Source organism: Thalassospira lucentensis (assembly GCF_001613805.1).
GTDB lineage: Bacteria > Pseudomonadota > Alphaproteobacteria > Rhodospirillales > Thalassospiraceae > Thalassospira > Thalassospira lucentensis_A.
In genome coordinates this window covers 1-26,458 of the sequence record NZ_LPVY01000002.1, presented here as the reverse complement: position 1 = coordinate 26,458, position 26,458 = coordinate 1, and the positions used below count along the sequence as shown (strand labels likewise).

The 26,458-nt window shown below is 53.5% G+C and carries 29 protein-coding genes; 14 read left to right on the top strand and 15 right to left on the bottom strand.

Features of this window, described 5'->3' with window-relative positions:
• Positions 1-133: 133 nt before the first annotated feature.
• The 7 genes from AUP42_RS00545 to AUP42_RS00515 all read left to right on the top strand — a co-directional run bounded on the left by AUP42_RS00545 (position 134) and on the right by AUP42_RS00515 (position 6,800).
• On the top strand, positions 134-841 hold the full coding sequence (locus AUP42_RS00545; RefSeq protein WP_082824624.1) for a DUF542 domain-containing protein: 708 nt from the start codon (positions 134-136) through the stop codon (positions 839-841).
• Between the two features lie 184 nt (positions 842-1,025).
• Positions 1,026-1,478 carry a c-type cytochrome gene (locus AUP42_RS00540; RefSeq protein WP_062947890.1) on the top strand — a complete coding sequence of 151 codons (453 nt, stop codon included), beginning with the start codon at positions 1,026-1,028 and terminating at the stop codon, positions 1,476-1,478.
• A gap of 27 nt (positions 1,479-1,505) precedes the next feature.
• The gene (locus AUP42_RS00535; RefSeq protein WP_062947888.1) at positions 1,506-2,849 is read left to right on the top strand and encodes a cbb3-type cytochrome c oxidase subunit I; all 1,344 of its coding nucleotides are present in this window, start codon (positions 1,506-1,508) and stop codon (positions 2,847-2,849) included.
• Positions 2,850-2,977: 128 nt separating this feature from the next.
• The gene (locus AUP42_RS00530; protein WP_062947886.1) at positions 2,978-3,787 is read left to right on the top strand and encodes a CbbQ/NirQ/NorQ/GpvN family protein; all 810 of its coding nucleotides are present in this window, start codon (positions 2,978-2,980) and stop codon (positions 3,785-3,787) included.
• A gap of 16 nt (positions 3,788-3,803) precedes the next feature.
• The gene (locus AUP42_RS00525) at positions 3,804-5,771 is read left to right on the top strand and encodes a nitric oxide reductase activation protein NorD (protein WP_062947884.1); all 1,968 of its coding nucleotides are present in this window, start codon (positions 3,804-3,806) and stop codon (positions 5,769-5,771) included.
• Between the two features lie 35 nt (positions 5,772-5,806).
• On the top strand, positions 5,807-6,427 hold the full coding sequence (locus AUP42_RS00520) for a cytochrome c oxidase subunit 3 family protein (RefSeq protein ID WP_082824622.1): 621 nt from the start codon (positions 5,807-5,809) through the stop codon (positions 6,425-6,427).
• 7 nt (positions 6,428-6,434) lie between these two features.
• Positions 6,435-6,800 (top strand): cytochrome C oxidase subunit IV family protein, encoded by a 366-nt coding sequence (locus tag AUP42_RS00515; RefSeq protein WP_065701678.1) that lies wholly within the window; start codon positions 6,435-6,437, stop codon positions 6,798-6,800.
• Positions 6,801-6,858: 58 nt separating this feature from the next.
• Here AUP42_RS00515 and AUP42_RS00510 read toward each other — a convergent pair whose 3' ends face one another.
• From AUP42_RS00510 to AUP42_RS00465, 10 genes are all read right to left on the bottom strand, one after another.
• Positions 6,859-8,469 (bottom strand): cytochrome D1 domain-containing protein, encoded by a 1,611-nt coding sequence (locus AUP42_RS00510; protein WP_062947880.1) that lies wholly within the window; start codon positions 8,467-8,469, stop codon positions 6,859-6,861.
• Positions 8,466-9,710 carry a heme d1 biosynthesis radical SAM protein NirJ gene (nirJ, locus tag AUP42_RS00505; RefSeq protein ID WP_062947878.1) on the bottom strand — a complete coding sequence of 415 codons (1,245 nt, stop codon included), beginning with the start codon at positions 9,708-9,710 and terminating at the stop codon, positions 8,466-8,468. The genes AUP42_RS00510 and nirJ overlap by 4 nt, the downstream gene beginning before the upstream one ends.
• Positions 9,698-10,231 (bottom strand): Lrp/AsnC family transcriptional regulator, encoded by a 534-nt coding sequence (locus tag AUP42_RS00500; protein WP_062947876.1) that lies wholly within the window; start codon positions 10,229-10,231, stop codon positions 9,698-9,700. Before AUP42_RS00500 ends, nirJ begins: the two co-directional genes overlap by 13 nt.
• The gene (locus tag AUP42_RS00495; protein ID WP_062947874.1) at positions 10,228-10,680 is read right to left on the bottom strand and encodes an Lrp/AsnC family transcriptional regulator; all 453 of its coding nucleotides are present in this window, start codon (positions 10,678-10,680) and stop codon (positions 10,228-10,230) included. Before AUP42_RS00495 ends, AUP42_RS00500 begins: the two co-directional genes overlap by 4 nt.
• Complete coding sequence (locus tag AUP42_RS00490) at positions 10,667-11,239, bottom strand: AsnC family protein (protein ID WP_197468223.1); 573 nt, start codon at positions 11,237-11,239, stop codon at positions 10,667-10,669. The genes AUP42_RS00495 and AUP42_RS00490 overlap by 14 nt, the downstream gene beginning before the upstream one ends.
• The gene (locus AUP42_RS00485; RefSeq protein ID WP_062947872.1) at positions 11,230-11,691 is read right to left on the bottom strand and encodes an Lrp/AsnC family transcriptional regulator; all 462 of its coding nucleotides are present in this window, start codon (positions 11,689-11,691) and stop codon (positions 11,230-11,232) included. Before AUP42_RS00485 ends, AUP42_RS00490 begins: the two co-directional genes overlap by 10 nt.
• Before the next feature lie 9 nt (positions 11,692-11,700).
• Positions 11,701-12,924: a cytochrome D1 domain-containing protein gene (locus AUP42_RS00480; protein ID WP_062947870.1), complete on the bottom strand. Its 1,224-nt coding sequence runs from the start codon at positions 12,922-12,924 to the stop codon at positions 11,701-11,703.
• Positions 12,921-13,259 (bottom strand): c-type cytochrome, encoded by a 339-nt coding sequence (locus AUP42_RS00475; protein ID WP_062947868.1) that lies wholly within the window; start codon positions 13,257-13,259, stop codon positions 12,921-12,923. The genes AUP42_RS00480 and AUP42_RS00475 overlap by 4 nt, the downstream gene beginning before the upstream one ends.
• Positions 13,243-14,073 carry a uroporphyrinogen-III C-methyltransferase gene (gene cobA / locus AUP42_RS00470; protein ID WP_062947866.1) on the bottom strand — a complete coding sequence of 277 codons (831 nt, stop codon included), beginning with the start codon at positions 14,071-14,073 and terminating at the stop codon, positions 13,243-13,245. The genes AUP42_RS00475 and cobA overlap by 17 nt, the downstream gene beginning before the upstream one ends.
• Before the next feature lie 74 nt (positions 14,074-14,147).
• Positions 14,148-15,875 (bottom strand): nitrite reductase, encoded by a 1,728-nt coding sequence (locus AUP42_RS00465; RefSeq protein ID WP_062947865.1) that lies wholly within the window; start codon positions 15,873-15,875, stop codon positions 14,148-14,150.
• A 469-nt stretch (positions 15,876-16,344) separates the two neighbouring features.
• Here AUP42_RS00465 and AUP42_RS00455 point away from each other — a divergent pair, with 469 nt between their 5' ends.
• The 4 genes from AUP42_RS00455 (at position 16,345) to AUP42_RS00440 (ending at position 19,041) form a co-directional block, all read left to right on the top strand.
• A complete protein-coding gene (locus AUP42_RS00455) occupies positions 16,345-16,866 on the top strand; it encodes a hypothetical protein (protein ID WP_156484545.1) in 522 nt (173 codons plus the stop codon).
• Positions 16,853-17,521, top strand: a complete 669-nt coding sequence (locus AUP42_RS00450; RefSeq protein WP_062947859.1) for a Crp/Fnr family transcriptional regulator — start codon at positions 16,853-16,855, stop codon at positions 17,519-17,521. The genes AUP42_RS00455 and AUP42_RS00450 overlap by 14 nt, the downstream gene beginning before the upstream one ends.
• 109 nt (positions 17,522-17,630) lie before the next feature.
• On the top strand, positions 17,631-18,368 hold the full coding sequence (locus AUP42_RS00445) for a Crp/Fnr family transcriptional regulator (RefSeq protein WP_197468222.1): 738 nt from the start codon (positions 17,631-17,633) through the stop codon (positions 18,366-18,368).
• Positions 18,346-19,041: a Crp/Fnr family transcriptional regulator gene (locus AUP42_RS00440; protein WP_062947855.1), complete on the top strand. Its 696-nt coding sequence runs from the start codon at positions 18,346-18,348 to the stop codon at positions 19,039-19,041. The genes AUP42_RS00445 and AUP42_RS00440 overlap by 23 nt, the downstream gene beginning before the upstream one ends.
• A gap of 167 nt (positions 19,042-19,208) precedes the next feature.
• On the opposite strand, the gene AUP42_RS00435 is transcribed toward AUP42_RS00440, so the two are convergent.
• From AUP42_RS00435 to AUP42_RS00415, 5 genes are all read right to left on the bottom strand, one after another.
• The gene (locus AUP42_RS00435) at positions 19,209-19,538 is read right to left on the bottom strand and encodes an NIPSNAP family protein (RefSeq protein WP_062947853.1); all 330 of its coding nucleotides are present in this window, start codon (positions 19,536-19,538) and stop codon (positions 19,209-19,211) included.
• A gap of 27 nt (positions 19,539-19,565) precedes the next feature.
• A complete protein-coding gene (locus AUP42_RS00430) occupies positions 19,566-19,988 on the bottom strand; it encodes a TRAP transporter small permease (RefSeq protein WP_197468221.1) in 423 nt (140 codons plus the stop codon).
• 77 nt (positions 19,989-20,065) lie between these two features.
• The gene (locus tag AUP42_RS00425) at positions 20,066-21,358 is read right to left on the bottom strand and encodes a TRAP transporter large permease (RefSeq protein ID WP_062947850.1); all 1,293 of its coding nucleotides are present in this window, start codon (positions 21,356-21,358) and stop codon (positions 20,066-20,068) included.
• Between the two features lie 99 nt (positions 21,359-21,457).
• A complete protein-coding gene (locus AUP42_RS00420; protein WP_156484544.1) occupies positions 21,458-22,459 on the bottom strand; it encodes a TRAP transporter substrate-binding protein in 1,002 nt (333 codons plus the stop codon).
• Between the two features lie 95 nt (positions 22,460-22,554).
• Positions 22,555-23,511 carry an NAD(P)-dependent oxidoreductase gene (locus tag AUP42_RS00415; protein WP_269451382.1) on the bottom strand — a complete coding sequence of 319 codons (957 nt, stop codon included), beginning with the start codon at positions 23,509-23,511 and terminating at the stop codon, positions 22,555-22,557.
• A 188-nt stretch (positions 23,512-23,699) separates the two neighbouring features.
• On the opposite strand from AUP42_RS00415, the gene AUP42_RS00410 reads away from it, so the two are divergent.
• The 3 genes from AUP42_RS00410 to AUP42_RS00400 all read left to right on the top strand — a co-directional run.
• On the top strand, positions 23,700-24,398 hold the full coding sequence (locus AUP42_RS00410; RefSeq protein ID WP_062947844.1) for a FadR/GntR family transcriptional regulator: 699 nt from the start codon (positions 23,700-23,702) through the stop codon (positions 24,396-24,398).
• 60 nt (positions 24,399-24,458) lie between these two features.
• Complete coding sequence (locus AUP42_RS00405) at positions 24,459-26,123, top strand: thiamine pyrophosphate-binding protein (RefSeq protein WP_062947842.1); 1,665 nt, start codon at positions 24,459-24,461, stop codon at positions 26,121-26,123.
• A 67-nt stretch (positions 26,124-26,190) separates the two neighbouring features.
• A partial coding sequence (locus AUP42_RS00400) for an aldehyde dehydrogenase family protein (protein WP_156484543.1) occupies positions 26,191-26,458 on the top strand: 268 nt, incomplete at its 3' end.

Sequence of the window (26,458 nt, the reverse complement as noted above, 5' to 3'; positions counted from 1 at the left end):
GCTTTTCCAAGACAGTATCGGGCGAGGGGAATTGTAAAATTCCGGGCAGGGCTACTTGACCATCGTCAACGTGACTTTTGGGAAGGTGCCTAAACTTGGTTGGATCAATATTCGGGGATGGAGGTCCGCCAGCATGCAATCCGATTTCACACATGATCAGGAAGCTGTCAATTCAGCAAATCTGATCCATCGCAAGATCGGCGATCTGGTCGCAAGTTTTCCGGGAGCAACCCTGGTTTTGCGACGTCATAAAATCGGATTTTGCTGTTCAAGCAACAAGTCGTTGGACGAGGTCGCCAGTGCGAAAGGACTGGATGCCGGTCTGATTGCCCGTGAATTGTGTGATTTGCCCAAGGGGCCACTGACCTTGCCGGATCCAAATGATATCAATGCCTTCATCGATTTTATTCTGGATCGGTATCATCAGACCCACCGTGATGAACTGGCCGAACTCATTCTGCTTGCCCGCAAGGTCGAGGCGGTTCACGGAGATCATCCGGACGCCCCGGCGGGATTGGCCGACGCGCTGTTTGAAATGACGGAAAAGCTTGATTCCCATATGGCGAAAGAGGAAATGGTTCTGTTCCCGGCGATGCGCGAAATGCAACGCAACAGTGCCAGCACAATTCCCCTGATCATGCCGATCCATTGCATGCGCGAAGAACATGACGAGCATGCCGAAGCCATCCATAAACTGCAAAAGCTGACCAACAGTTTCGCGTTGCCCGATGGTGTCTGCGGTTCATGGCGGGCGCTTTATTCCGGTACGGCCAAGCTGGTCGAAGACCTGGTGGCGCATATTCATCTTGAGAATGAAATACTGTTTCCGCGTTTTGAATAGCCTTGCCTGGCTAACCTAATCCTTCCTGCCGTGCATTTTCGACCCCACCTGCCCCGCCATCGTGCGGGGCTTTTTCGTTTGACGGTAGTCAAGGTGGGAAACGTCCAGTCGGGAAATGATTGCCTGACGCCGTTTTGGGGACAGAGCGGCATTGAACTGCCAATCGGAGTGAGGATCCGTTCACATGTCGGAACGACTGACAAAATCTGCCGCCCGAAACATCTTCTACGGCGGAACGATCTTCTTTCTGGTCATCTTCGTCGGACTGACCTTGCACAGCCACAACTATATCGTCAACGAGTCCAGCAATCAGGACCAGCTGACGCCATCGGTTGTTGCCGGCAAGCATGTCTGGGAACGCAATTCATGCATCAACTGCCATACGCTTTTGGGAGAGGGTGCCTATTTCGCACCTGAACTTGGCAATGTCTGGGTGCGGTATGGCGGTAAAGATGATCCAGAAGGTGCGCGCGATATGCTTAAGGCATGGATGGCCGCACAACCTACAGGCATCGAAGGCCGCCGCCAGATGCCGCAATTTAACCTTACAGATCAGGAGCTCGACGAGCTTGTCGACTTCCTGAAATGGACCAGTGAAATCGACACCCAGAACTGGCCGCCAAACGAGGCGGGATAATCCGGTGCTGATGGAAACGAGGCTACAATGAAATATCAATCGCAAAAGGTTGCGCTGTATTACATATACGGCGCGCTGACATTGTTCGCAGCCCAGATTCTGTTCGGCGTGGTGGCGGGCACTGTCTATGTTTTTCCAAACGTCTTGTCCGAACTGCTGCCGTTCAACGTCATTCGCATGATCCACACCAACGCCCTGATCGTCTGGTTGCTGATGGGCTATTTCGGGGCGGCTTATTATTTGCTGCCTGAAGAATGCGAAACCGAACTGCACAGCCCGAAAATGGCGATCATCCAGTTCTGGCTGTTCATGGCGGCAACCGCTGCCGCAGTTGTCGGATACATCCTTGGCTATCACGAAGGACGCGAGTTCCTTGAACAGCCCTTGCCGATCAAGGTCGGTATCGTCGTGGTGGCGCTGATGTTCCTTTACAACACCACGCTGACATTGCTCAAGGGCCGGAAAACCGCAGTATCAAACGTACTGATGGTTGCCCTTTGGTTCGTCGCATTGCTGTTCCTGTTTGCGTTCTATAACCCGTCGAACCTTGCAGTGGACAAGATGTACTGGTGGTATGTCGTGCATCTTTGGGTCGAAGGTGTGTGGGAACTGATCATGGCGTCGATCCTGGCGTTTCTGATGATCAAAATGACGGGTGTTGATCGCGAAGTCGTTGAAAAATGGCTTTATGTCATGGTTTCACTTTCGCTGTTTACCGGCATTCTGGGTACCGGCCATCACTATTACTGGATCGGAACTCCGGGTTACTGGCAGTGGATCGGCAATGTGTTTTCCACGCTGGAAGTCGTTCCTTTCTTTGCCATGGTGGTTTTCTGTTTCTACATGGTGTGGAAAGGTGGTCGGGATCATCCGAACAAGGCGGCATTGCTTTGGTCGCTTGGCTGTTCGGTCATGGCGTTTTTTGGCGCGGGCGTATGGGGCTTCATGCATACCCTGTCGTCAATCAATTACTACACCCACGGAACACAGATTACCGCAGCACATGGCCATCTGGCTTTCTACGGGGCCTATGTGATGCTTAATCTGGCAATCTTCACCTATGCGCTTCCTTACCTTCGCGGGCGTGAACCCTATAACCAGCAGCTCAATATGTGGGGCTTCTGGATCACGACCAGTGCGATGGCATTCATGACCTTTACCCTGACATTTGCGGGTGTCGTTCAGACCCATCTGCAACGTGTTCTGGGGATGAATTACATGGAGGTGCAGGATCAGGTTGCCCTGTTCTACTGGATGCGTTTGGGAGCGGGGGTAGTCGTGCTGATCGGTGTCATCATGATTATCTGGTCACTTGTGGTGGCACCGCGAGGTGGACGCGTAACCGCAGGGGCACGTCAGCCCGCCGAATGACGGCAATCAAGTCTGTGTGTTCGATTTCATGCTCTCTTCCATGACGACACATGGCGGACAACGACCGGTTGGTTCCCGCGACCGGTCGTTGTCATTTTCGGCCTTTCTATTTTTCAAGGAGCATTCACATGCAGACCGCTCTTAAAGACGTACTCTCAGATCAGGACGTTCCTTATTATCAGTCTACCGGCAATGAACAGCAGTTGTTTGAAACGGCTTGGCAGCAGCATCTGCCCTTATTGCTGAAGGGACCGACCGGTTGCGGGAAAACGCGTTTTGTATCGCATATGGCGGCAAAGCTTGGTGTTCCGCTTTATACCGTTTCCTGCCATGACGATTTGACGGCGGCGGATCTGACGGGGCGCTATCTGATCAAGGGCGGGGAAACCGTTTGGGTGGATGGCCCGTTGACGCGCGCGGTCCGCCACGGTGGGATCTGCTATCTCGACGAGGTGGTCGAGGCGCGCAAGGACGTGACGGTGGTCCTGCACCCATTGACCGATGATCGGCGCCTTTTGCCGCTGGACCGGACGGGCGAGCTTCTGGAAGCGCCGGCCAATTTCATGCTGGTGGTGTCCTATAACCCCGGTTACCAGAACCTTCTGAAGCAACTGAAACCATCGACCCGCCAGCGTTTTCTGGCCGTCGAGTTCGACTTCCCGGACGCGGAAACCGAAAGATCGGTGATCATACGTGAAACCGGGATCGATGTTGAACGCGCAGCCCTTCTGGTGCGTATCGCTGGCAATATTCGCAAGCTTACCGGGATTGATCTTGAAGAAGCGGTTTCAACCCGGTTGCTGGTTTATTGCGCGACACTTTTGATGGCCAATGTTGCATTTGATGACGCCATCAATGCCGCCATCATCGAACCTCTGTCGGATGATGCGGATATCAAGGCGGGCCTTCGCGAGGCCATCGGGATTATCCGGGGCTGACAGCCGGGAGGCGATGATGAGTTTCGATTTTCTGGAATTCGAAGAACAGGTCGGCATGATCTGGCACCGGATTGCGTCGCGCAATCAGGAAAGCTATCGCGATCATGCTGAGCACGCGATCACGTTTGCCGAATTGCGTAGCCATTTGCCGGTGATCTTTCGCACCCTTGGTGGCGATCCGGCGCGGGAATTTGCCCAGATCGATAAACGGGTTTCGGGGCATCGGTTACGCTGGCGGCAGCGGATCGGTCTGGTGGATGAACAGATCACAATGGCCGAAATGAACGAGGCATCGGTCAAGCTGCCCGCGTCCATTTCACTGTTTCCGTTGCGTGACCTTAACCGTGATTTTTATATCTGGCTGATGGCATGGTTCGCGGTTTCGGAGCCGCAAACCATTTCGGCGGACATTGCGCAAAGCCCGTTATTGGCCGATATCATGCGGCTTTCCCGGGCACGGCAAACCGATTGGGATGTCTGTCGCCAGTTCCCCGGCATCATTGGTTTGCGACAACGCCTGTATGACGCGTTTCTGGCGTTGCGACCGGTGCGTCCTTTGCCCCGATGCGAACAGCATATCGAAGAATGTGTTCTGAAGATTCTTGGGGCCACAGGGCAGGCGCATGAAAACGATCTATGGCCTGTTGTTAACGCCGTTGGCGCTAATGCCGACATTACAGGCATGATCAATCTTGCGGGTTTGCAACCGCATCGTTATGCGCCGTTCCTTCCCGTTCCGCTTTGGGGCGAGGCCATTTGTTCGGGAACGGCTGGTCGTGTTGCCAATACCGACACGGACGAGGATGGAAATTCGTCAGACGGCAGTCGGGAACGCAAAAAGCGCGCCCGCCGACGCAAGAATGATCAGGCCGGACGTAATGATCCGCTGGCGTTAAACAGGTTTGAAAAAATCCTTTCGATTGCCGAGATGGTCAATGTCAATCGGCCGATGGATGACGAGGACGAGCAGGACGCAAAGAAAGCGGCTGACGAGCTTGACGAAATGGAAATTTCCGACTGCAAACGCAAAGCGGCAACCAAATTGCGTTTCGATCTGGATCTGCCGCCACGCGAAGCTGATGAAGGACGCGTGATTGGTGAATGGACCTATCCGGAATGGGATTACCGTCATCAATCGTATCGCCCGGATTTCTGCAAAGTCGTCATGCAATCCGGTGATGAAAAAGTCAGTGAGTGTGATGTCTGGCATCCGGGTGAAACCGAACGGCGACAAATCCGCCAGGTTCGCCGCCAATTCGAAGCGTTTCGGCCGCGCCATGAAATTCTGCGCGCGCAAAGTGATGGAAGCGAGCTTGATCTCGAAGCATTGGTGCGCGCCCGCTGTGACCAGAAAGGCAGTGGAGAACTCAGCGACAGGCTGTATCTGAACACGGTTCGACGGGCACGCGATTTGTCGGTTGCGGTACTGGTCGATGTATCATTGTCGACCGATGCCTGGATACAGGATCAACGGGTTCTCGATGTTGAAAAGCAGGCGCTTTCGGTGCTGGCTGGTGGGCTGGATGCATGTGGGGACGAGTTTGGTATCTTCAGCTTTACATCACGTCGTCGGGATTGGGTGCGTATTAATGCGATCAAGAACTTCGACGAGGAATGGTCACGTTCTACGCAGGACCGGATACAGAAGCTCCGTCCAGGGTATTACACGCGGTTGGGGGCTGCCATCCGCCATGTTGGAAAGCTGTTGGGGGATCGACCGCACCAACACCGGTTGATGCTGGTAATCACGGATGGCAAGCCAAATGATATCGACCATTACGAAGGTCGCTACGGCATAGAGGATAGCCGCCGTGCGGTACGTGAATGCCGAAAGGCAGGGCTTGGCCTTTTCGGTGTAACGGTCGATCAAAGGGCACAGGATTACTTCCCCTATATCTTTGGGGCAGGCGGGCACGCAATTGTCAGCAAGCTGGAAAACCTTCCGGCGGCCTTACCACGTATCTATCGCCAGCTTGTATCTTGAAAACGGGTGATAATATGCAAGCTCGTCAGGAAAATATGGCACAACATGATAGCTCGACCGCGAATGAAAGTGATCATCACAGTGTATCGGTAACTTCTTCTGCCGGGGCTGATGCCTGGGGCGGGCTTGAAGCCTTGCCCGGGCATCCGTTGATGTGGGTCCTGATCCTGTCGGAGTTGGTTGTTTTCGGGGCTTTTCTGCTGACATTTTCCGCGGCAAGAATTGGCGACCCGTCTGGGTTTGCGGCGGATCAACTGCGTCTTGATCGTGTTATGGGCGGGCTTAATACGGTTGTTTTACTGACAAGCGGTCTGTTCGCGGTGTTCGCCGTTCATGCCATACGCCAAAATGCTGTTTTGCGGTGTCGGGGCTGGATGGCGGCAACTGCAATTCTGGGTATCGCTTTCCTGATCATAAAACTGCTGGAATATAGCAGTAAAATCGATGCCGGGATCGGTTTGGAAAGCAGTACGTTCTTCACGCTTTACTATCTCATCACCGGTTTTCATGCGCTGCATGTGGTGATGGGGCTTGGTCTTTTGGGGATTGTTTCCATTTGGCCCAATTTAACCAACATCGAAACCGGTGCCGCCTTCTGGCATATGATCGATATGGTTTGGGTGCTGGTCTTTCCTGTGATCTATCTGTTGCGATGAGGTAATCATGGACCATCATTGTACCATCAGTGCGAAATCCGATGATGTCGTAAGGAATGTTGGCAAATCTTGCGACACGCAGGCTTTATCGATGCGAACAGCAATTCTGGTCTGGCTGATCGCAACCAGCACGACCATCCTGTCACTGGTCCTTGCGCTTGTGGGAGAAGAACGCACAGCCACGATGCTTGGTCTGGTGCCAGCCACAATTATTATGGCTGTGGGTAGCTTTAAGGCATGGTTGATCTTGCGATACTATCTTGGGCTTGGGCCATCCGCGGGCGGATGGCGTGGATTGTTTGTTGCCTTTCTTATTGTGATTTTTGCCGGTGTTCTGGCCGCACAGGGGGCGGTGATTTTGTCAAGCCACTAGGGCGTATCTTCACGCCGCCACAAGATGGCTAAATCATCGCGTGACGGCTGATCTGGTGTTAGTGACTGGTGCCGGCGGAATAAGTGATTTTGTTGAACACGTTATATTTCCCAACCGGCTTTTTCATCGGGATGCGTTTGATTTCTTCGAATGTTTGGGCATCGTAAACGATGATTGCGCCGTCATCGTCCCAGATCGAGAGCAGCGCGTGTTTGCCGCTGCGGTCAAATTCGACATGGGCCGCGACCTTGCCGGGTTCGGGGCGGAGCGTTTTGACGATTTCGAGTGTGCGTTTATCGATGATATGGACCACGTCCTTGTCCGGGCCAAAGAATACATCGACCCAGGCATAAGGCGTGTTGTCATGGCTGCGGGTGAAAAATCCGGGGCCTTTTGTTGCGATGGTTTTGATGGTCTGCCAGCTTTCCATGTCGATCACACTGATTTTGGAATCTTTCAGGTGGGGGGTCGCCAGCACCGAATGGCCCTGATAGTCAAAGGTGATGCCCGAACCAAGATGGGGCATGCCCTCCAGTGCGATATCGGCAACCTTTCGGCCGACATTCAGATTGATCACCTGCCCATCGCGGCCATTGCGCGCCGCCCCGATCAGATGGCGATAATCCTGATCGAAGAAGAAATCATCCAGACCATCATCAAGATGAATACGTCTGACTGGGAATGGGCCGTTTTGAACATCCAGTGCTTCGACCATGTTGGCTTCGTAGTTGTGAACGAAACCGGGATAGACCGGACGTGGATCATCGGCATAGGAAATTTCCCAAACTTCGGGCAGGTCTTTCAGGGCAACGATGAAGCTTTGACGCGGAGGGGCGGTATAGACCGCCGAAACGCGCGATGATTTACCATCATCACCGATAACGGCAAATTCGCGTATCGGCATCAGATCCCGTGCATCAAGCAGAACCAGATTGTGCGGCAGCATGTTTCCCGCCATCACATAGCGACCATCATCTGATACCGCCACATTTCGCGTATTCAGGCCGACCCGGATTTCAGCAACGGTTTGCAGCGAATAAAGGTCATACATCTGAACCCAGCCATCGCGCGACGCCAGATAGACAAAACGACCGTCCGGAGAATATTTCGCCCCGCCATGCAGGGCAAAGCGGGTCGGGAAACGATCAAGCGGTTCAAACGTGTCACCATTAAGTATCGTGACGTGATGATCGCCCGCCTCGACAATTGTGAACAGGTTTAAAGGATCACCTTCGAATTTTGGTTTGTCGGGCAGTTCCGCCGGATCGATGAAAACATCGTGACTTTGGACGATTTCGGACATGCCCCATTCTGGCGACCTGTCCATCGGTTGTCGCAACCAGTCTGCCAGAAGGGTGATTTCCGTTGCGGCAAGGGTTTCGCCAAAGGCCGGCATCTGCGTTGCCGCGCGGCCATCGCGGATGACATCCGAAATGCCGTTACCGCGCAGTTTCCCGAGGCTTTCGGGTAAAAGGGCCGGACCCATTCCACCCAGCCGGTCGCCATTGTGACAGGCGGCACAATGCGTTGCATAGAGCGCATTGGCATCGGCTATCTGGGTCGATGAAAGGGCGGTTTGGCCAAAGGCGTTTGTGGTGCTGATCAAACCGGATACCAATACCGTGCCAAGGCAAATCCGCGCCAAGGCAGCCTTGACGATGGTGGTCATGATGTGACCTCCACCTGACCGTGGCGTTTGGTTGCGGAAAACGGAACGGTTTCAAGACGGTTATGGTCGCCAGTAATGCCAAGTTCGGCATCATCAAGATAACAGCCGGGATCCTCGGCCCATGGATCACCGGTTAGTTGATAGGCGCGCGTTCGCGTGTTGCCGCCGCAAATATCGCGATATTGGCATTCGCCGCAGCGACCATGCACAAGACGGGGGCGTTGCTTTAGACCGGCCATCAAAGGATCGCTGACATCCTGCCAGATTTCCGAGAACGGCCGTTTCAGGACATTGCCCAATGTGTGTTGCCACCACATGGTATCGGGATGGACATTGCCCAGATTGTCGATATTGGCAACATTCACACCCGATGCGTTCCCGCCCCAGCGTTGCAGCATTTTCCCGATCTGGTTGGATGCCGCCGGGTAATGTTCGTCAATCCAGAATTTCAGGAACACCCCGTCGGTATCGTTGTTGCCCGTCACACAGTCGCGCGCGATGCCTGCCTTGACGTCTGCCTCGCAACGGGCAAACATCATCAAAAGTGCCTCGCGGGTCATATTGTAGAATGCATGGTCCTTGCGGTTGTGGTTTCCGCGACCGGCATAGTTCAGATGTGAAAAATAGAACTTGTCGATCTTTTCCTGTTCAACAAGGTCAAGAAGGCCGGGTAGGTCCTGATAATTTTCGCGGGTCATGGTGAAACGGATGCCAACCGGCAATCCGGCATCACGGCATAGTTTTGCCCCGCGAAGGGCAAGATCAAACCCGCCTTCAAGACGGCGGAAATAATCATGTGTTGCGCCAAGCCCGTCCAGACTGATGCCAACATAGTCATAATTGGCGGCTGCGATCTGATTTATGTTTTTATCATCGATCAGGGTTCCGTTGCTTGACAGTGCGACATAGAAACCAAGTTCCTTGGCATAGGCCGAAATATCAAAAATATCGGGTCGCATAAGCGGTTCGCCCCCCGACAGGATCAACACCGGAACATTGAAATCGCGCAGATTTTCCATGGTACTGAAAACCTGTTTTGTCGTCAGCTCGCCCGGGAAATCCTTATCAACGGCGGAGGCATAGCAATGCCTGCAGGTCAGATTGCACCGCCGGATCAGATTCCAGATAACGACAGGTCCACGATTGGAAAGCGGGGCATGTTTGCGCGGGGGGGCAACGGCCGCCGTGCCATTTTCGGCAATGCCGATGGCAGCACGGATATACTGGCTTAACCGCAACATTTCTTTTCTCCGCTTTTGCGCCAACGCAGGCCGGTTTTTTTAAGAATTCGGTTGCTGTATAGAATGCGGTGGTCGCGGACATTCTCGGCCAAAAGGTCGCGGATATCCTGAACCTTGGCCTCGACCGTTTCGCGTGTTGTTCCGTGAACCATGGCAAACAGGTTGAATGGCCAATCGGGCAGGTGGCGCGGCCTGCGATAGCAGTGCGATACGAAATTCAGCTTTCCGATCTTCTCACCCATAGCATCAACGGCTTCATCATTGATGTCCCAGACGCTCATGCCGTTGGCGCGATAGCCCAGCCGGTAATGGTTGGGAATGATGCCGATCCGCCGGATGACACCGACATCGAGCAACCGTTGCAGACGCTGTTCAACTTCATCCGGGCCAAGACCAAGACCCAGCGCGATATCCCCGTAGGGTGACGGCGTTAACGGCAGCCCGGTTTGCGTCGCACGGATCAGGGCATGATCGATTTCATCAAGTTCCGGCAGTTCTGGTTGGTTCAGAAAGGAAATCATTGGTCGGGAACCTCCAGATGCAATTCAAGGAAATATTCCCGTTCCTTTGGGAAACTCAGCACCTGAAGGCCGGTTGCGTTTTCGATCCGGGTGATGACGTGCTGAAGTTTTTTTTCATCCTCGGCAAGGATCACGAACCACATATTAAGCGCATCTTCGCGGGCGTAATTGTGAGCGACTTCGTCAAACGCGTTGACCTGTTCCGCGACCTCGTCAAAGCGATCTGATGGTACGGCAATCGCAGCAAGGGTCACGGCACCACCCAGTCTTTCGGTGTTGTAAAGCGGGCCGAACCGGCTGACATATCCATCCGCGATCAGGTTTTTCACGCCGTCAATAATCGTTTCCTCGTCATAGCCAAGACGGTCGGCCAGAACCTGAAACGGGTGGGCGCAGATCGGGAAACCACCCTGAAGATTATTGATCAGATCGCGTTCAAGCTTGTTCATGGTACTTCCCTGATTTGATCGGGAACGGGATCGTCTGCGTCGATGCAGGCCCGGATGCAGATAAGGATGCGGATATCGCTGGGGCACCATATTTTCCCGCCCGCTGGGTGAAGCATTGCTTGCTGAAAAGAACCTTATGAGGGGTGTCGTAAAGTTCCAGACGTGCCATCAGATGGCGGATTTGTGCCCGGACGGTCAGCCGGTCACGACCATGGATCATGCAATAAAGATTGTATGGCCAGACCCCGGCAACCCGTTCCCGACGATAACACAAGGTGACATAGGGCAGTGTCGCCATGGCCTTGCCAATGTCGGATGCCGCATCATCACCGATATCGAAAACGCACATCGCATTGGCCTGATAACCAAGTGCGCGATGACGGATGATCATGCCAAAACGGTTGATAACCTTGTGGGCGATAAGCTGTTCAAGCGTTTCGATCACCGTTTCCTCGGTCGTGCCGAGGTCATTGGCAATATTTGCGTAGGGACGTTTGCCGATTGGCAAGCCGTCGCGCAGTCTTTTGATCAGCCGGTGTTGAAGCTCGCTCAGTTCCATTTCAACGCAAATCCCAAATCGAGACGGTAATGTTCGATCATCGGCATCCGATATACCGGGAAGCCTGTCTTGGCTTCGATTGCCTTGATTGTCGTGTCCAGACTGGCCTGATCGGCGGTGGTCACGACGAACCATATATTGAGTTTATCTTCGCGTTCGTAATTGTGATTGATTTCGGTAAAGTGGCTGACTTGGGCGGCAATTTTTTCAAGCTGATCATCTGGAACTTCCATCGCCGCAAGGCTTGATGCCCCTGCGCGTCCGGTCGCATAGGTCGCGCCAATCCGGTCGAGATAACCTTTGTCCTTCAAATCGGAAATGGCGGAAATCACCGTGTCTTCGTTGGTGCCAAGTTCATTGGCGATGGTTTCAAACGGGCGTAGCGTCGTCGGGAAACCGCGCTGGAAATGTTCGATCAGCCGGGTCTGTAGGCGGGTGAGTTCGGTGCTCATGATGGCCTCCTACAACCCGATCCGACCGGCACGGTCAGACATGAAAATACCACTGGGACTGGGGAGCGGAAGTTCGGCAATCGGCTGGAGTGTGTAGGGGTTGTATCCAACGACCTTGTTGTCATCACGAACGGACAGCCAGACCTGATCGCCACGTGGACTGAATTCCATATGCAGGACACCGGTGCCGGGTTTCAGTTCCCCGACGATTGCCAGACTTTCTGTGTCGATTATCTGGACCGTGTCGTAATCCGGGACCGAGAAATTGACCCAGACATGCCTGTTATCGGGATGGGCCATGACGAAAACGGGCTGTCCATGGACGGGAATACGTCCGATCTGCTGCCAGCTTTCGGTGTCAATCACGAGAACTTCGTGGCGACCGATGGCCGGTACAAATGCGCGTTTCCCCGCAATCGCCCAGCCTTCAAGATGGGGCATTTTGTAAACGGGTAAGCGTTCTTCACCCATGCCATAATGATCAAGGATGCGGCGCACGCTATTTTCCGGATGCCAAAGATCAAGCAATGCCATGCCGTCTTCGCCAAACAGACCGGCAATGTAATAACGACCATCGGATGTGATCAGCGCATCGTAGGGCTGTGTTCCGATATCTTTGTAGCGGCTGATCTTTGGTTCGTTGCCGGTTGAGAAGTCGGCTATCCAGATTTCGCCGGAATCCCAAAGGCTGAAAACAAACCGGTTCCCTGGCGCATCAACCAGCCCGATGACTTTTGAACGATCCGAACTGCCGTCAATGGTTGCAGGAATATCGGCCAACAGTTCGAGGGTTTCACTATCGAAAACGCGGACACCGCCGGGTTCGTAATTGGCAACCGCCACCAGTCTGCCGTCCTGGCTGATGGCTCCGCCAATACTGTTGCCCGCTTGCAAGGTTCTAACGACAACTTCATGTTTGAGAATGTCTACCTTGGTCAACCCGCCGTCGCGGCCAAAGACGAATGCGAACCGTCCGTCCCGGGAATAGACGATCGACGCATGTGACAGATCACCAAGGCCTTCAACGATCCCGATAAATTGCCGGGTACTGGTGTCAAGGATGGCAACTTCGCCAGTGGCCCGGGCAACGACGGTTGCCAGATCAGCCGTCCCGCGAACGGATGAGATATTTGCGCAGCCCGCCAAAAGCAAAATGACCCCAACAACCAAAAGGTTGCGGGTTACCTGTAACGCGGTGGAAGGAATGCGGGCCGAAAATGCAATGCGCATCATTCGGGTTCTCCTGTTTTCAGATAGCGGGCCATCCATGTGGCCTCATCGGGTGTCACGATTGCGCGCCAGGGTGGCATGGCTGTCCCGGGCAATCCGTCGAGGATGATGGTTGTCAAATCCTCGACGCTGTAAGCCGCAAGGCTTTCCGGTAAAAGGGGCGATCCCAGACCTCCCTTAAACGTTAGGCCATGACAGGAACCGCAATCCTGACGCACCATTTTCTCCAGCGCATTGGGGCTTCGGGAAGAAGTCGCGTTTTCCGCACTTACTGAATAGGTCCCCGCCAAAGCGAGCGTGGTGATCAGAATCACGAGGGAATTACGCAGTATGAGCATAACGTAGACCCCCATCGGGGAAGTCGGGTGCTGGGTTTTGGTCAAACCGGCTTTCGGATAGAAGTTCGGCCTCGGGCAGTGATAGTCGATCCGCCAGTGAAATGACGCGGCCAATGACGATCATGCAGGGCGGATCAAAATCCAGCCGGTTCAGGTCGTCACAGACATTGCCCAATGTGCTGCGGAAATGTCTTTGATCCGGTGTTGAACCATTTTCGATAATCATCACCGGCGTATCGGTGGGCAGCCCATGTTCAAGCAGTTTGCCTGCGATTACCGGCATGGTTTTTACCCCCATGTAAATCGCAAGCGTAGTGTCCGGATCGGCCAAAGAACGCCAGTCGTGATGGGGTTCTGCGTCTGCCTGCATGTGACCGGTGACAAAGCGTACACTGGTTGCCAGACCGCGATGGGTCAGCGGTAGATTAAGTTGTGCCATGCATCCTGCGGCGGCTGTAATTCCGGGAACAACTTCAAACGGAACATCATGCAGGCTAAGCCATTCTGCCTCTTCACCCCCGCGTCCGAAAATATACGGATCCCCGCCCTTCAGACGAACGATGTGGCAATGTTTTCTGGCCATATGTACCAGAAGCGTATTGATTTCGGATTGCTTCAGGCTGTGGGATCCTGTGGATTTTCCGACATAAACGCGTTCTGCAAACGGGTTGGCCAGTTCAAGTATTTCATCGGAGACAAGCCGGTCATAGATAATGGCATCCGCGCGGTCGAGAAGACGTGCTGCCTTGATGGTCAGCAATTCAGGATCGCCTGGCCCGGCTCCGACAAGATAAATACGCCCGGATTTTTGCATGGCTTTTCCCCTGTTTTGGCAAGATTTCAAATGCGGGAAGTCCGGAGGCCGTGGATGGCCTCCGGTTCTGCAGATCAGTAGATGTCGTGTTGGGTGTTGTAGATGTTGAATTTGCCCGTCGGGGTCACAAGGCGATCATCTTTGATGACCTTCTTGAGCTTCCGGGTTTTGTCATCAACAATCACAATGGCTGACTTTTCAGCTTTGCCATTCCAGACAGAGAACCAGATTTCGGTACCCTGTTTGTTGTATTCACCCTGAACAACGCGCTGGGCACCTTCGTCGCCAAGATCGGCCCATTCGGCAATCGGCAGTGTTTCAACACCGGCATCAAGATTATTGATATCGAGTACACCAACCGAATGATAAATCTCGGCATCCGAGTTCAGCGGTGCATCAACCCACAGATTGGTCGATTTCGGGTGGGTTTTGATAAACAGCGACCCGCCGCCAAGCCCGTCAATGGATGCCGCCATTTTCCATGCATTTTCAGGGTGTTTTTCCGGATCGGTACCGATCAATGCAATGGTGTCATCGCCAAGATGGCTGGTTGCCCATACCGGGCCGAGTTCCGGGTGGATGAAGTTCGCCCCGCGACCCGGATGCGGTTTGATACCAACGTCGACAATCCCGCTTAGCTTGCGTTCCTTGGTATCAATGACTGCAACGCGGTCCCGTGCGTTGGCCGCGACAAGGAAATACCGGCCTGTTGCATCAAAACCACCATCATGTAGGAACCGTTCCGCGCTGATCGAGGTGACTTGAAGAGCGTCAAGATCCTGATAGTTGACCAGAAGAACTTGACCCGTTTCCTTGACGTTAACCACGAATTCCGGGTTGTAGTGCGATGCCACGATGGACGCGACACGGGGTTCCGGGTGGTATTCCTGTTCGTCATAGGTCATGCCGCGGGTCGAAACGATCTTGAGCGGTTCAAGCGTTTCGCCGTCCATGATCGTATATTGCGGCGGCCAGTACGAACCGGCGATGGCGTATTTGTCTTCCCATCCCTTCATCTTGGATGTTTCGACAGACCGTGCTTCCAGACCGACCTTAAGTGATGCGACGACCTGCGGGTCTTTCATCCACAAATCGATCATGTCGATTTTGGCATCACGACCAATAACCAGCAGATATCGACCCGATGCAGATACACGCGAAATGTGAACAGCATATCCGGTGTCGATAACGTATTTGATCTTGTAGTCGTGACCGTCGATAAGGGCGATCTGACCTGCATCACGAAGCGTTACCGAGAAGAGGTTTTCGATATCAAGATCGTTCATCTTCTTGGTCGGACGCTGGTCAACCGGAACGACGACTTTCCAGCTTTCCTTCATGGCTTCCATACCCCATTCCGGCGGCTGGGGCGGGTCCTGCAGGACATAGCGGGCCATGATGTCGACCTGTTCTTCGGACAGTTCGCCCGACGTTCCCCAGTTCGGCATCCCCCCAGGGGATCCATAGGTGATGAAATCATGCAGATATTCGTAACCAAGATCGCGGGTGCGGTCCGTTGTCAGGGCAGGGCCGGTTGCACCATTGCGCAACACGCCGTGGCAACCTGCGCAACGTTCAAAGAAAATCTTGCGGCCCTGATTGAATTCATCGGCCGTCATCGTTGGCACACCTTCGTGTGTACCGGGTTGCGACCCATCGGTCGGAAGTGACTCGAGACTGGGTTCATAGGTGCTTTCGCTGTCAGGATGTTTTTCCTGGGCGATTGCCACCGAGGCAAAGATAAGGCCGAAACCAAGTGCAAGCGGCGCTGCCGACCGTCTCAGCCGAGTTGTGAGTTTCATGCGTCCCTCCATTAGGAAAATGAAAGCCTTCGCTCCCGGTTGCGGAGATTTGATCTTTCGACGCGAGCCAGCCTTGATGATGATCAAATAACCATAAGAACATTATGGTTTTGAGCCGTTCCACTCTTGACGGGAGTCAATACGCTTAGGGGAAAAGCCCGCAAAATGCGTTCAGAGAGAGTGAAACAGGGGAATGGTTATGTCCGTCTGCGATCCGGTTTTGATGATTGTCGCGCATGGAACGCGACGAACTGGTGCAGTGCCCGGCGGGATGTTTTCTGCGCATCTGCAACATCTGTTACCGCATTTCGACATCCGCCTTTCATTTTTGCGATCAACGCCATCAGCGGGGAATGTGTTGAAGGTCATGACGCGGAATTCGGCGTCTGACGTGCTTGTCTTTCCCCTGTTCTTTACGCCGGGTGCGGGGTTGGTCGCCGAAATGTCCGCACTTGTTGCGGATGCCCGGTTGGAGCAGAAGGCACTTCTGCCGTTTGCTGGGCATTTGCCCGGATATGACAGGATGCTGGCGGCCCGAATTGCCACTCGGTTAAAGGCGGGGGGAAATCAAAAGGATAAAACGGCAATTTTTCTGGTGGCTCACGGGCAGAAGCAGGACATCTGCCCGTCGCCCGAAATGCAGCAGTTGCGAGCGATACTTTCGTACCATCTTGATCACGACGAAATCTACAATGTCCAGATTGATGGCCAACCGTCTCTCGTCAACTGGCGAAACATGACAAGGTGCAGAAATGCCCTTTTTGTTCCCCTTATGACGGGGGATGGGGCGCATTGCCGCATTGATATTCCGGCTTCTGTTAATTCCCGGTCTGATGAGAAAGTCGGCATGCTCGCACCGGTTGGCACATGGTGGGAGTTGTCTTCGCTGTTGGCCGATCATGTGAATTGCGGTCGACATCATTGCAGAATCAGTTTTCAACCATCGCGGTCAGCTCGGACAGAGTTTGGAGCCGATTATGTCACGTCGTAACCTGAACGATGCCGATTTCGGTCTGATTTCGAAGGTGGCGGTTCTTTCTGCCTTCTCGCGCGATGAAATCGTCTCAATGACAAATGGTGCGGCCGTTGTGATTTATAACGGCCGTGAATTGCTGTTTAGCGAGGGGGAGCCCGCCGAACAGTTCTTTATTGTCATCAAGGGACAGGTGCGTCTGTTTCGAATTCTCGGTGACGGGCGTGTCGCCCTTTTTCATCTTGTTTCAGCAGGCGAGTCTTTTGCCGAGGCTGTAGTCCTTTCCGGGCAAAAGTATCCGGTATCTGCCGAATGCGATCCGGGCAGCCAGATCATCGCAATCAGCAGGCTGCAACTGGTCAATCGCCTCAGGAATGACAAGGCGATGATTGGTCGGATGATGCAGTCATTGATCGAGAGGGAACGGTTTTTCTACAGGGAGCTCAATGATTTGCGCCAGCGAAGCCCATTGCAGCGCCTTGCCGGATTTTTGCTCTCGCAGTCTGACGATGCGGAAATCGTACCCAAGCATGTCATCGCAAACCGGATCGGTGTCACCCCGGAAACATTCTCACGCGCATTGCGCAAACTTGAAGACGACGGATTTATTGCCCGGGATACAAGGATGAGCATCCTTGATGTCGAAGGGCTAAGGCAGTTCTCGCGCCGATAAGCGTTTTCCGATCAAAATTGATCTGGAACAAACTTGATCATCTGGGCTGATGTTAGAGTCATTCCAGTAAATGCAATCTTCCCTTTTTTCTACAATGGACGATGCCGTGATGAATGATATCGAACGCATTTCCGGTGTTCTTCGCTTTGCGAACTATTTCCGAACATGGCCGCAGGAAGATATCCTTGAACTGGCATCCCTATGCCAATGGGTCAGGTTTGACACTGATACAATGATGATTTCGGCAGATGAACCGGCGTCAGCGCTTTATCTGATTGTGAACGGGCATGTCGAATTGTCTTTCAAGGATCAGGACGGTAAAGACGGGGTCATTGATCTTCTGGGGAATGGTCAGCTTGTCGGGGAATGCGCATTGGTGCCCGATGGCTGTTATGCGGTTTCGGTTCGTACCTTGGAGCCAACAACAGCGGTTCGTATTGATGGTGCGGGCTTTGCCGATTTTCTTGCGGCCCATTTCGACCGTGCACTGACCATGATGTCGGCCATGACAGAACGGTTGTGTCAGATGTTGCGACAGGCCGAAGAACTTAAATGCCGGTCTGCGGCACAACGTCTGGCGATCTATTTCCTGGCAGATGCGGTGCCGATTGACGGTGTGCATGAAACACCCCTGACCATTGAAAAGTCTGCCTTGGCCCGCAAGTTGGGAATGACCAGCGAAACGATCTCTCGTGCGCTTAAGAAACTTTCTGAAATTGGTGTTTCGCAACATGCCAATGGTCACATTATCCGGATTGCAGATGCGGAAATGCTGGCCGATTGGTGCGGATTGTCTGGGAATGATGCCAAGGAAGGGGGCGAAGATGCGTTCAAGACCGCTGTCTAAAATCGATCACGATATCGTCCGACAGGTCCCGTTTCTGTCTGCTCTTGGCGGGGTGCGGCTTGATAATCTGATGGCAAAATGTCGTGTGGAATGCCATTCGCGCGGCGAACATCTGTTTCGTGCCGGTGATGTTGCCCGTAACTTCTATGTTCTGCTTTCCGGGCACTTGCGCCTTGTAAAGGTTTCCCCGCAGGGCGAAGAAACCGTCATGCATTTCCTGACCCAACCGGGGGCATTCGCCGAAGCCGTTTCGTTGGCCGGTCGGGCATATCCGGTGGAATGCGAGGTCATGGAAGATTGCGAGATCATTGCCATTCCGCGCGATACCTATCTTTCCGTTTTACGCAGTGCGCCCGATGTCATGGCCGAAGTTCTTGCCGGACTTCTGCGGTGGGAACGATTCTTCCTCGAAGAGATTTTCAAAATTCGCCACACCAAACCGATCCAGAGAATTGCGTCTTTCCTGATCGACTTCGAAGAACGCAGTGGCGAGAATCTGGGTGGCGAGGACGAGACGAACTTTCCTGAAAAACGTCAGATCGCAAGCCGGATCGGCATTACGCCAGAAACATTCTCGCGCTCGCTTCGCAAACTGGAAGCCGCCGGTGCAATTGCAGCAGGATCGAAGCTTAAAATTCTTGATAGGTCGGTTTTAGTAGAGCTGTCTCGCTAAGAGCTTCATACGATTTTATCGCCAAATAGTGGCAAGCTAGTAAGCGGATGCCTTGCGAGTGAATCAACTGGATTTTGGGTTAAGGGTAACTTGTTGCTCTCGGCTTTATCTGAGGCTTGAGGTGAGAGGGCAAATAGCTTTTTGTGTGCCATTTGCCCTTAATCAGCTTAGTCTTTTTTCAGATCAGAGAAAAACCCCGTCGGAATAAGGATTTTGTTGATCTGACTGATCAGGTAACCGGCATCAGCCGATTTTTTCAGATATTCCTGCCATTCCGGATCGGCTTTCAGCTTGGCACGTTTCGCCGCGCGATCGGCGGCACTTTCGTATTGCCAGATGTGGACATAGGAATTGACATCACCCGTTTCAGTTGCCGCATAAACGGCCGGATCACCCAGATGTTTTTTCTGAATTTGCCAGCCTTCTGCTTCATAAAGCTTCAGGTGCTTGGCAATGGTGCCCGGGCGGCAGGTATAGGTACGGTGATCGTAAATCATGTTTAATTTCCTTGATTTTATGTGGGGTTACATATCGTCGATGACTTCAACCTCGGCGGCATGCCGGGGGGAATGTCTGAAAAGATCTGCAATGGCATAGGCCAGCATGATGGCTGCACTGATCGGGATGCAGGCATAGAGCAGGGTTACGGGGAACCCGATGATTGGCGTTAATGCCGAGCTTTTCTGCGCAAGGTTGCTTCCTTCCACCATTAGGAAGGCAAGGAAGACAATGTTGATCAGGGAGACGAGTATCGTATGGATGCGTCGTTTCGCCTTTGGCAGGGAGTAATAAAGCCAGTCGATCCGAAAATGCTGGTTTTCCCGCCAAAGTTCGGCAGCACCGAAAAAGATCATCCAGGCAAAGCACAGTTCGATGATCTCATCATACCAGCCCAGCGAAAACCAGCCGGTCATGCGCGAGATGACGTTGCCACCCAGGATAAGCATCAAGATAGCCAAACAAGCGATGGCAATCGTCCGCAAGATGAGGCCGAGGGAACGGTCAATAAGCGTCAGTGATTTCATCATCTGCCGCCTCCCATGACCAGTTCGGGAAGCCAGGTTGATACTTGCGGGATGCAAATCACCAGAACCAGAACGGCAACGATGCCAAGCAGATAGGGCCAAAGTTCACGAACAAGCGGCGAGATCGGGACCTGTGTTACGCTTGATATCGCAAACAGCACCATGCCGACGGGTGGTGTCAGCAAGCCGATCATCGAGCACATGATCATGATGACGCCAAATTGAACCGGATCAACGCCAAGCGTGGTCATGATCGGCATGAAAATCGGAACGGTGATGACAATCACCGCAATTCCTTCAAGGAACATGCCAAGCACCAGCAAGATCACCACGATCAGCGACATGATGACAGCCGGATTATCGGACAGGGACAAAAGGCCCGTAATCACGCTGTTAGGGACCCGCTGATGGATCAAGAGCCAGCCAAAGAAACCGGCGGCGGCGATTACAAACAACACGCGGATGGTATGAAGCAGTGTATTCCACAGAATGCTTGGCAAATCGGCAATGCGGATTTCGCGATAAACGAAAAGGCCAAGGAATGCGGCATAAAAGCTTGCTGTAACACCGGCTTCGGTTGGGGTGAAAATCCCGGTTAGAATGCCGGCGATAATAATGACAGGGGTACCAAGTGGAAGGAATGCCGCCTTGAACGATGCCCAAAGTTCGCGGTAGCTTGCGCGCATTTCACGCGGGAATTTGCGAATAACCGCAACCACATAAACGGCTGCCATCAACGCAACGGCCATCAAAAGCCCAGGCACGACACCCGCCAGGAAGAGTTTGACGACGGAAACACCGGTCAGGCTGGCAAAAATCACAAACGGAATACTGGGTGGAAAGACCGGTCCGATGGTCGAAGATGCAGCGGTGATCGCGGCGGAAAATCGTTCATCATATCCGCGATCGCGCATTGCCTTGAATTCAACCTGGCCAAGGCCTGCGGCATCGGCAACAGCGGCACCCGACATGCCGGAGAAAATCAGACTGGCGACGACATTGACCTGTCCAAGACCGCCGCGAATATGCCCGACCAGGGCCGATGCAAACCGGAAAATGCGTTCTGTCACGCCACCTGTATTCATCAGGTTGCCAGCCAGAATGAAAAACGGGATAGCAAGAAGGGTAAAAGATGTGGTCGCCGAATACATGCGTTGCGGCAACATCGTCAGAATTGCGGTTTCACCAAGCGCCACATAGGTGCCGATCGCGGTGACAGCCAGTGCGACGGCAATTGGCACGCCAAAAACGATCAACCCTACAAGTGCAAGAAGCACAATGAGTGCGAGCATGATCTTAGACTTTCAGAAAAGACAGGGTGCGAGAGGAGGGGGTACGGAACACCCCCTCCGAAGAAAGCTTATCGGGAAAATGCCGATCAGATTTCTGGTTTAGTTTTCGAGAAAACCAAGGAATGTTTTCATGTTTTCCTTGCCGGAATATTCGCTTACACGCTCATATGCCGGACCCATCTTTGCCTTGAACTTGGCAAGATCTGGCTCTGTGACCTGAACGCCGCTTTCCTTGATTGCGGCAAGTTCTTTTTCTTCCTGCTCCTGGACAAGTTTGCGCATCAGGTTACCCGCAGCGACGCTTTCTTCACGAACAATCGTCTGTTCCTCGCCCGAAAGCGCATCCCATTTTGCCTTGTTCATGACATGCACCATGGAATTGTAGACGTGGCGTGTAAGTGCCAGATGGTCCTGCAATTCATAAAGCTTGTTGTGATAAATCACGCCAATCGGGTTTTCCTGTCCGTCGACAACACCGGCGGTAAGGGCGCCGGGCAATTCAGGGAAGGCGATTTGTGTGGTCTGTGCCCCTGCGGCTTCAAGGGCCGCGACGATTTGCAGTTCTGGCGGCGTGCGCAACTTCAGGCCCGCAAGGTCATCTGGCGAATTGATCGGTCTGACCGAGTTGGTCACATTGCGGAAGCCGTATTCCCAGTTCGACAGCATGACCAGACCCTGCTTTTCAAGCTTGGGAGCCGCCCATTCCATAAACGGTCCGTCAAGAACCCGATGTGCTTCGTCATAGCTGCTAAAGGCAAACGGCGTCATAACCGTACCAAATGCCTTTTCATATTTATCGAGCGCTCCCTGCGTCGGGAGGTTCATGTCAATGATGCCCAGAACGGTTTGTTCAAGTTGCTCTGGCGGCGCGCCCAGTTCGTTTGCAGGATACAGTTCAACGACGACTTCGCCGTTGGTGCGCTTTTCAACGTTTTCCTTGAACTGCTTGGCGGCAATATGCCCCGGGTGCGTTTCGGCCGCGAAATGCGACAGGCGTAAAACGGTTTCAGCCTGTGCGGACTGGATTGACGAGATTGCTGAAACGGAAAGCAGCGTTGCCAGAACCGACAAGGCAGCCTTGGTCATTCTTTGGTTTTTCAAGATGTTTCCTCCGGTGAATATAAATGCGCTTCACACGCTTTTTCTTGTTGGGGGATGGCATTTCAAGTGATCCCCAAAGAGGCTTCAGGAAGGCCTCAGGAATCTTTGGGGAAGGCGGCTTCGACGCCGGAAAGCTTCTCGTATGCCTTGATCACGGCCGTGCAGCCTTCCTGACCAAATCCCATGATGGAAGCCAGCGAATAGGTCTGATGGACAGAACTTGCCATAAAGCCCGGTAGTCCCGCTTTTTCGAGCCAGCGCACGTAATAGCCGACATCTTTCTCGGCCCATTCAAGGGCCATATACGGGGTGAAATCGCGTTCCAGAGTCTTGCGACCATACAGGTCCATCATGCCGCTTTTGCCGCCAGCGGCTGAAATGATGTCGATGACCTTGGTCATATCCAGTCCTTCTTTCGCCGCTAGGGCAAAGCCCTCGCAGAACGAGGCCACATTGGCAAAGGCGATGAAGTTGTGGATCAGCTTCAAACGAATGGCATGGCCGCTTGGCCCGACATGGAAGATATTTTCGGCGTAGGTATCAAACAGTGGACGAAGATCTTCCAGTAGTTCCGTGTCCCCGCCATAAAGGACATTCACACATCCCTGTTCGGCATGGATTGGCGTGCGGGTCATCGGCGCTTCGCAATAGCGCACGCCGATTTTTGTGCAGGCGGCACTCATCAGATCAACGTGATCCGGGCTGGTCGTTGTGTGATCCAGCAGGATTTGCCCCGGTTTCATGTCCTGAAGGCAGCCGGTATCACCATTGATGGTCAGCTTTTGAACATCTTCTGCCTTGCCGATGCAAAAGGCCAGAACGTCACAATCACGCGCCATGTCTCGTACGGATTTGGCAACAATCGCACCCCGGCTTTCGGCGAGCTTGACCTTCTCCTGGTCCAGATCAAGCACATGCACTTTCACGCCCTTAAGCAGCATGTTCTTGACCAGACCACTGCCCATTCCACCCAGGCCGACAAAGCCGACGGTTTTTTCAAAAGTCACGTTTTCCTCCGTTTTCCGATGTTTGCCGCTGCATTTTCGGTGCATGGCCATTCTTCATTGAAATCGGACATAACATGTCTTCTTGTTGTCTGACAACCTGTTTTTATGTTGACAAAATAAATCTTGTCCATGCATAAGGTCCGCATCATAAGGATCAGTCACGGCTGATCGATCCTCACCAGAAAAGGGCATTTTCGGTGGACTCTTTTACGCGACTAAGTAGACGTCCAAGCTTGACCGATGACATCTCGCAGAAGCTTTCCCGCATGATTCTTGACGGTAAGCTTGTCGCTGGCGAACAATTGCCGACCGAGCAAAGCCTTGCGGAAAGTTTCGGTGTTGCGCGTACCGTGGTCCGCGAAGCCATTTCACGTCTCAAGCATGACGGTCTGGTTGACTCACGACAGGGCGTTGGCGCTTTCGTCGCAGAGCCAAGTGCACGCAGCGCATTTCGCATCAGCCCGGCCTGCTTTGAAAAACGCCAAAAGCTGCTTGAAATCCTTCAGTTGCGTACCGGTATTACGTCAGAGGCGGCAGGCCTTGCCGCCGTTCACCGAACGGATGCAGACCTGCAGTTCATGGATACGGCGTATGACAGCATGGAACGCTCGCTGTCGGGTGGGGATGCCGCAGCAGAAAAGCATGTGCTGGCGGAGCGCAGCTTCTATCAGCGGATCGCAGAGGCATCTGGCAACCAGTATATTCTGGAATTCCTTTCGATGCTCGACACCCGGATCGATATGGAATTGCGGTCTGTTGCCATGAAGAATGCGCGCGTCACGGAATGGAGTGCGGAAGTGCTGGCAGAACACAAGGCCGTGCTTGAAGCCATTCGCGCGCAGGATGAAACCGCAGCCTCGCAAGCTGTGCGGTATCACTATTCGCTTGCAGCACAACGTCTGGCGGATCGCGCAGACCTGGCAGACACATAAAATCAGGGGCGCCAGGCCCCTGTAAAAATTTACATCAATAACAGTCTAGTGGAGGCACCGATGCAACGCACGGGAGGTCAACTGATCGCTGATGTCTTGGTTCAGCAGGGCGTCGATCGTATTTTTGGGGTGCCGGGGGAGAGTTTCCTGGCGGTTCTGGATGCACTGGTCGATACCCCGAAAATCGAATTTGTCGCGACCAAGCATGAAGGTGCGGCATCGATCATGGCGGACGCGGATGGCAAACTGACCGGGCGTCCGGGCATTGTTCTGGTCACCCGCGGCCCCGGCGCGTCAAATGCATATGCTGGTGTGCATGTTGCCTACCAGGACTCAACGCCGCTCATCATGCTGGTCGGCCTGATCGGTCGGGATGACGAAGAACGCGAAGCTTTCCAAGAGTTTGATCTCAAGGCGATCTTCGGAACCCAGACGAAATGGACAGCGGTAATTGATAATGCGGCGCGCATTCCCGAATTGTTGACCCGTGCCTTTCAGGTTGCAACCTCTGGCCGTCCGGGCCCGGTTGTTCTTGGCTTGCCCGAAGACATGCTGCGGGATGTGGTCGAAATGGGCGTGCTTCCTGCAAAAGTTACCCCGATACAGGCCGCGCCGTCGGATGAGCAGGTTGTGGAAATTGTCGAAATCCTTTCTAAGGCAAAATCACCCTTGATCATCGCTGGTGGTGAAACCTGGGATGAACAGGCCTGTGCCGATCTTGCTGATTTTGCGGCTGCATGGAACTTGCCGGTTACATGCAGTTTCCGTAGTCAGGATCGAATGTCGGCGTTGCATTCCTCTTATGTCGGAGATGCAGGTTTGGGTATTAACCCGGCGCTAGCCAAGCGGATTCGCGATGCCGATGTCTTGCTGGTTCTGGGCGCACGCCTAGGGGATTGTACAACATCGGGTTATACTTTGCTTGATGTCCCGGTCGCTAGGCAGAAGATCCTTCATATCCATCCGGATGCAAATGAAATCGGGCGTGTTTATGCACCGGAGTTTGGCGTCTGCAGCGGCATGAAACAGGCGCTTTCCGCACTGGTGAAACGCAATGCCCCAATCGCCAAAACGGTCTGGGCCGACTGGACAAAGGCCGCGCGTGAAGATTATCTGATCTGGTCGAGGCCAAACTCTACGTCGCATGGCCCGGTCAATCTGGCAGCAATCATTCAGCATCTGAATGAAAATCTGCCCGATGATGCAATTCTGACCAATGGTGCAGGCAACTATACCGTTTGGGTGCATCGTTTCTATCAGCATCGCCGTTTCAGAACCCAGGTTGCCCCTACATCCGGTACAATGGGGTACGGTCTGCCTGCCGCCATTGCGGCCAGCCTGCGTCATCCCGACCGGCGCAGCATCTGTTTTGCGGGTGATGGCTGTTTCCAGATGACGCTTCAGGAACTGGCAACCGCACAGCAATTCGGTGCGCGCGTGATCGTCATTCTGGTGAATAACGGCATGTATGGTACCATCCGCATGCATCAGGAAAAAAACTATCCCGGTCGGGTTAGCGGAACCGACATCGTCAATCCGGACTTTGGCAAACTTGCCGAGGCCTATGGCATTGCAACCGCCAAGGTGGAAAAAACAGAACAGTTTGCAGCCGCCTTTGACGCGGTGGCAGCATCGGGCAAGTCGGCTGTGATTGAAGTGATCACCGACCCCGAAGACCTTACCCCGAGGTTCTCCTTGTCCGAACTTCGAGCAAGCGCGCAGTAAATCAACATTCGCGGGTTCTTCCCATAGAAAAATTCATCGGATGATTTGAGAAAAACAGGAGGCACCAATGTCCTATAACCTGACAGGAAAACATCTGATTGCCGGCCAGTGGGTGGCTGGCGAGCAGACCTTCCAGTCCGAACCGGCCCATGGTCCGGCCAATACCTTCCCGGTCGGCACCCCGGCCATGGTCGATCAGGCCGCCAAGGCCGCCGAGGAAGCATTCTGGTCCTATGGCTATTCCACCCGTGAAGAACGCGCGAAGTTCCTCAATAAAATTGCCGACGAGATCGATGCCCGCGGTGCGGAAATCACCGAAATCGGCACCCAGGAAA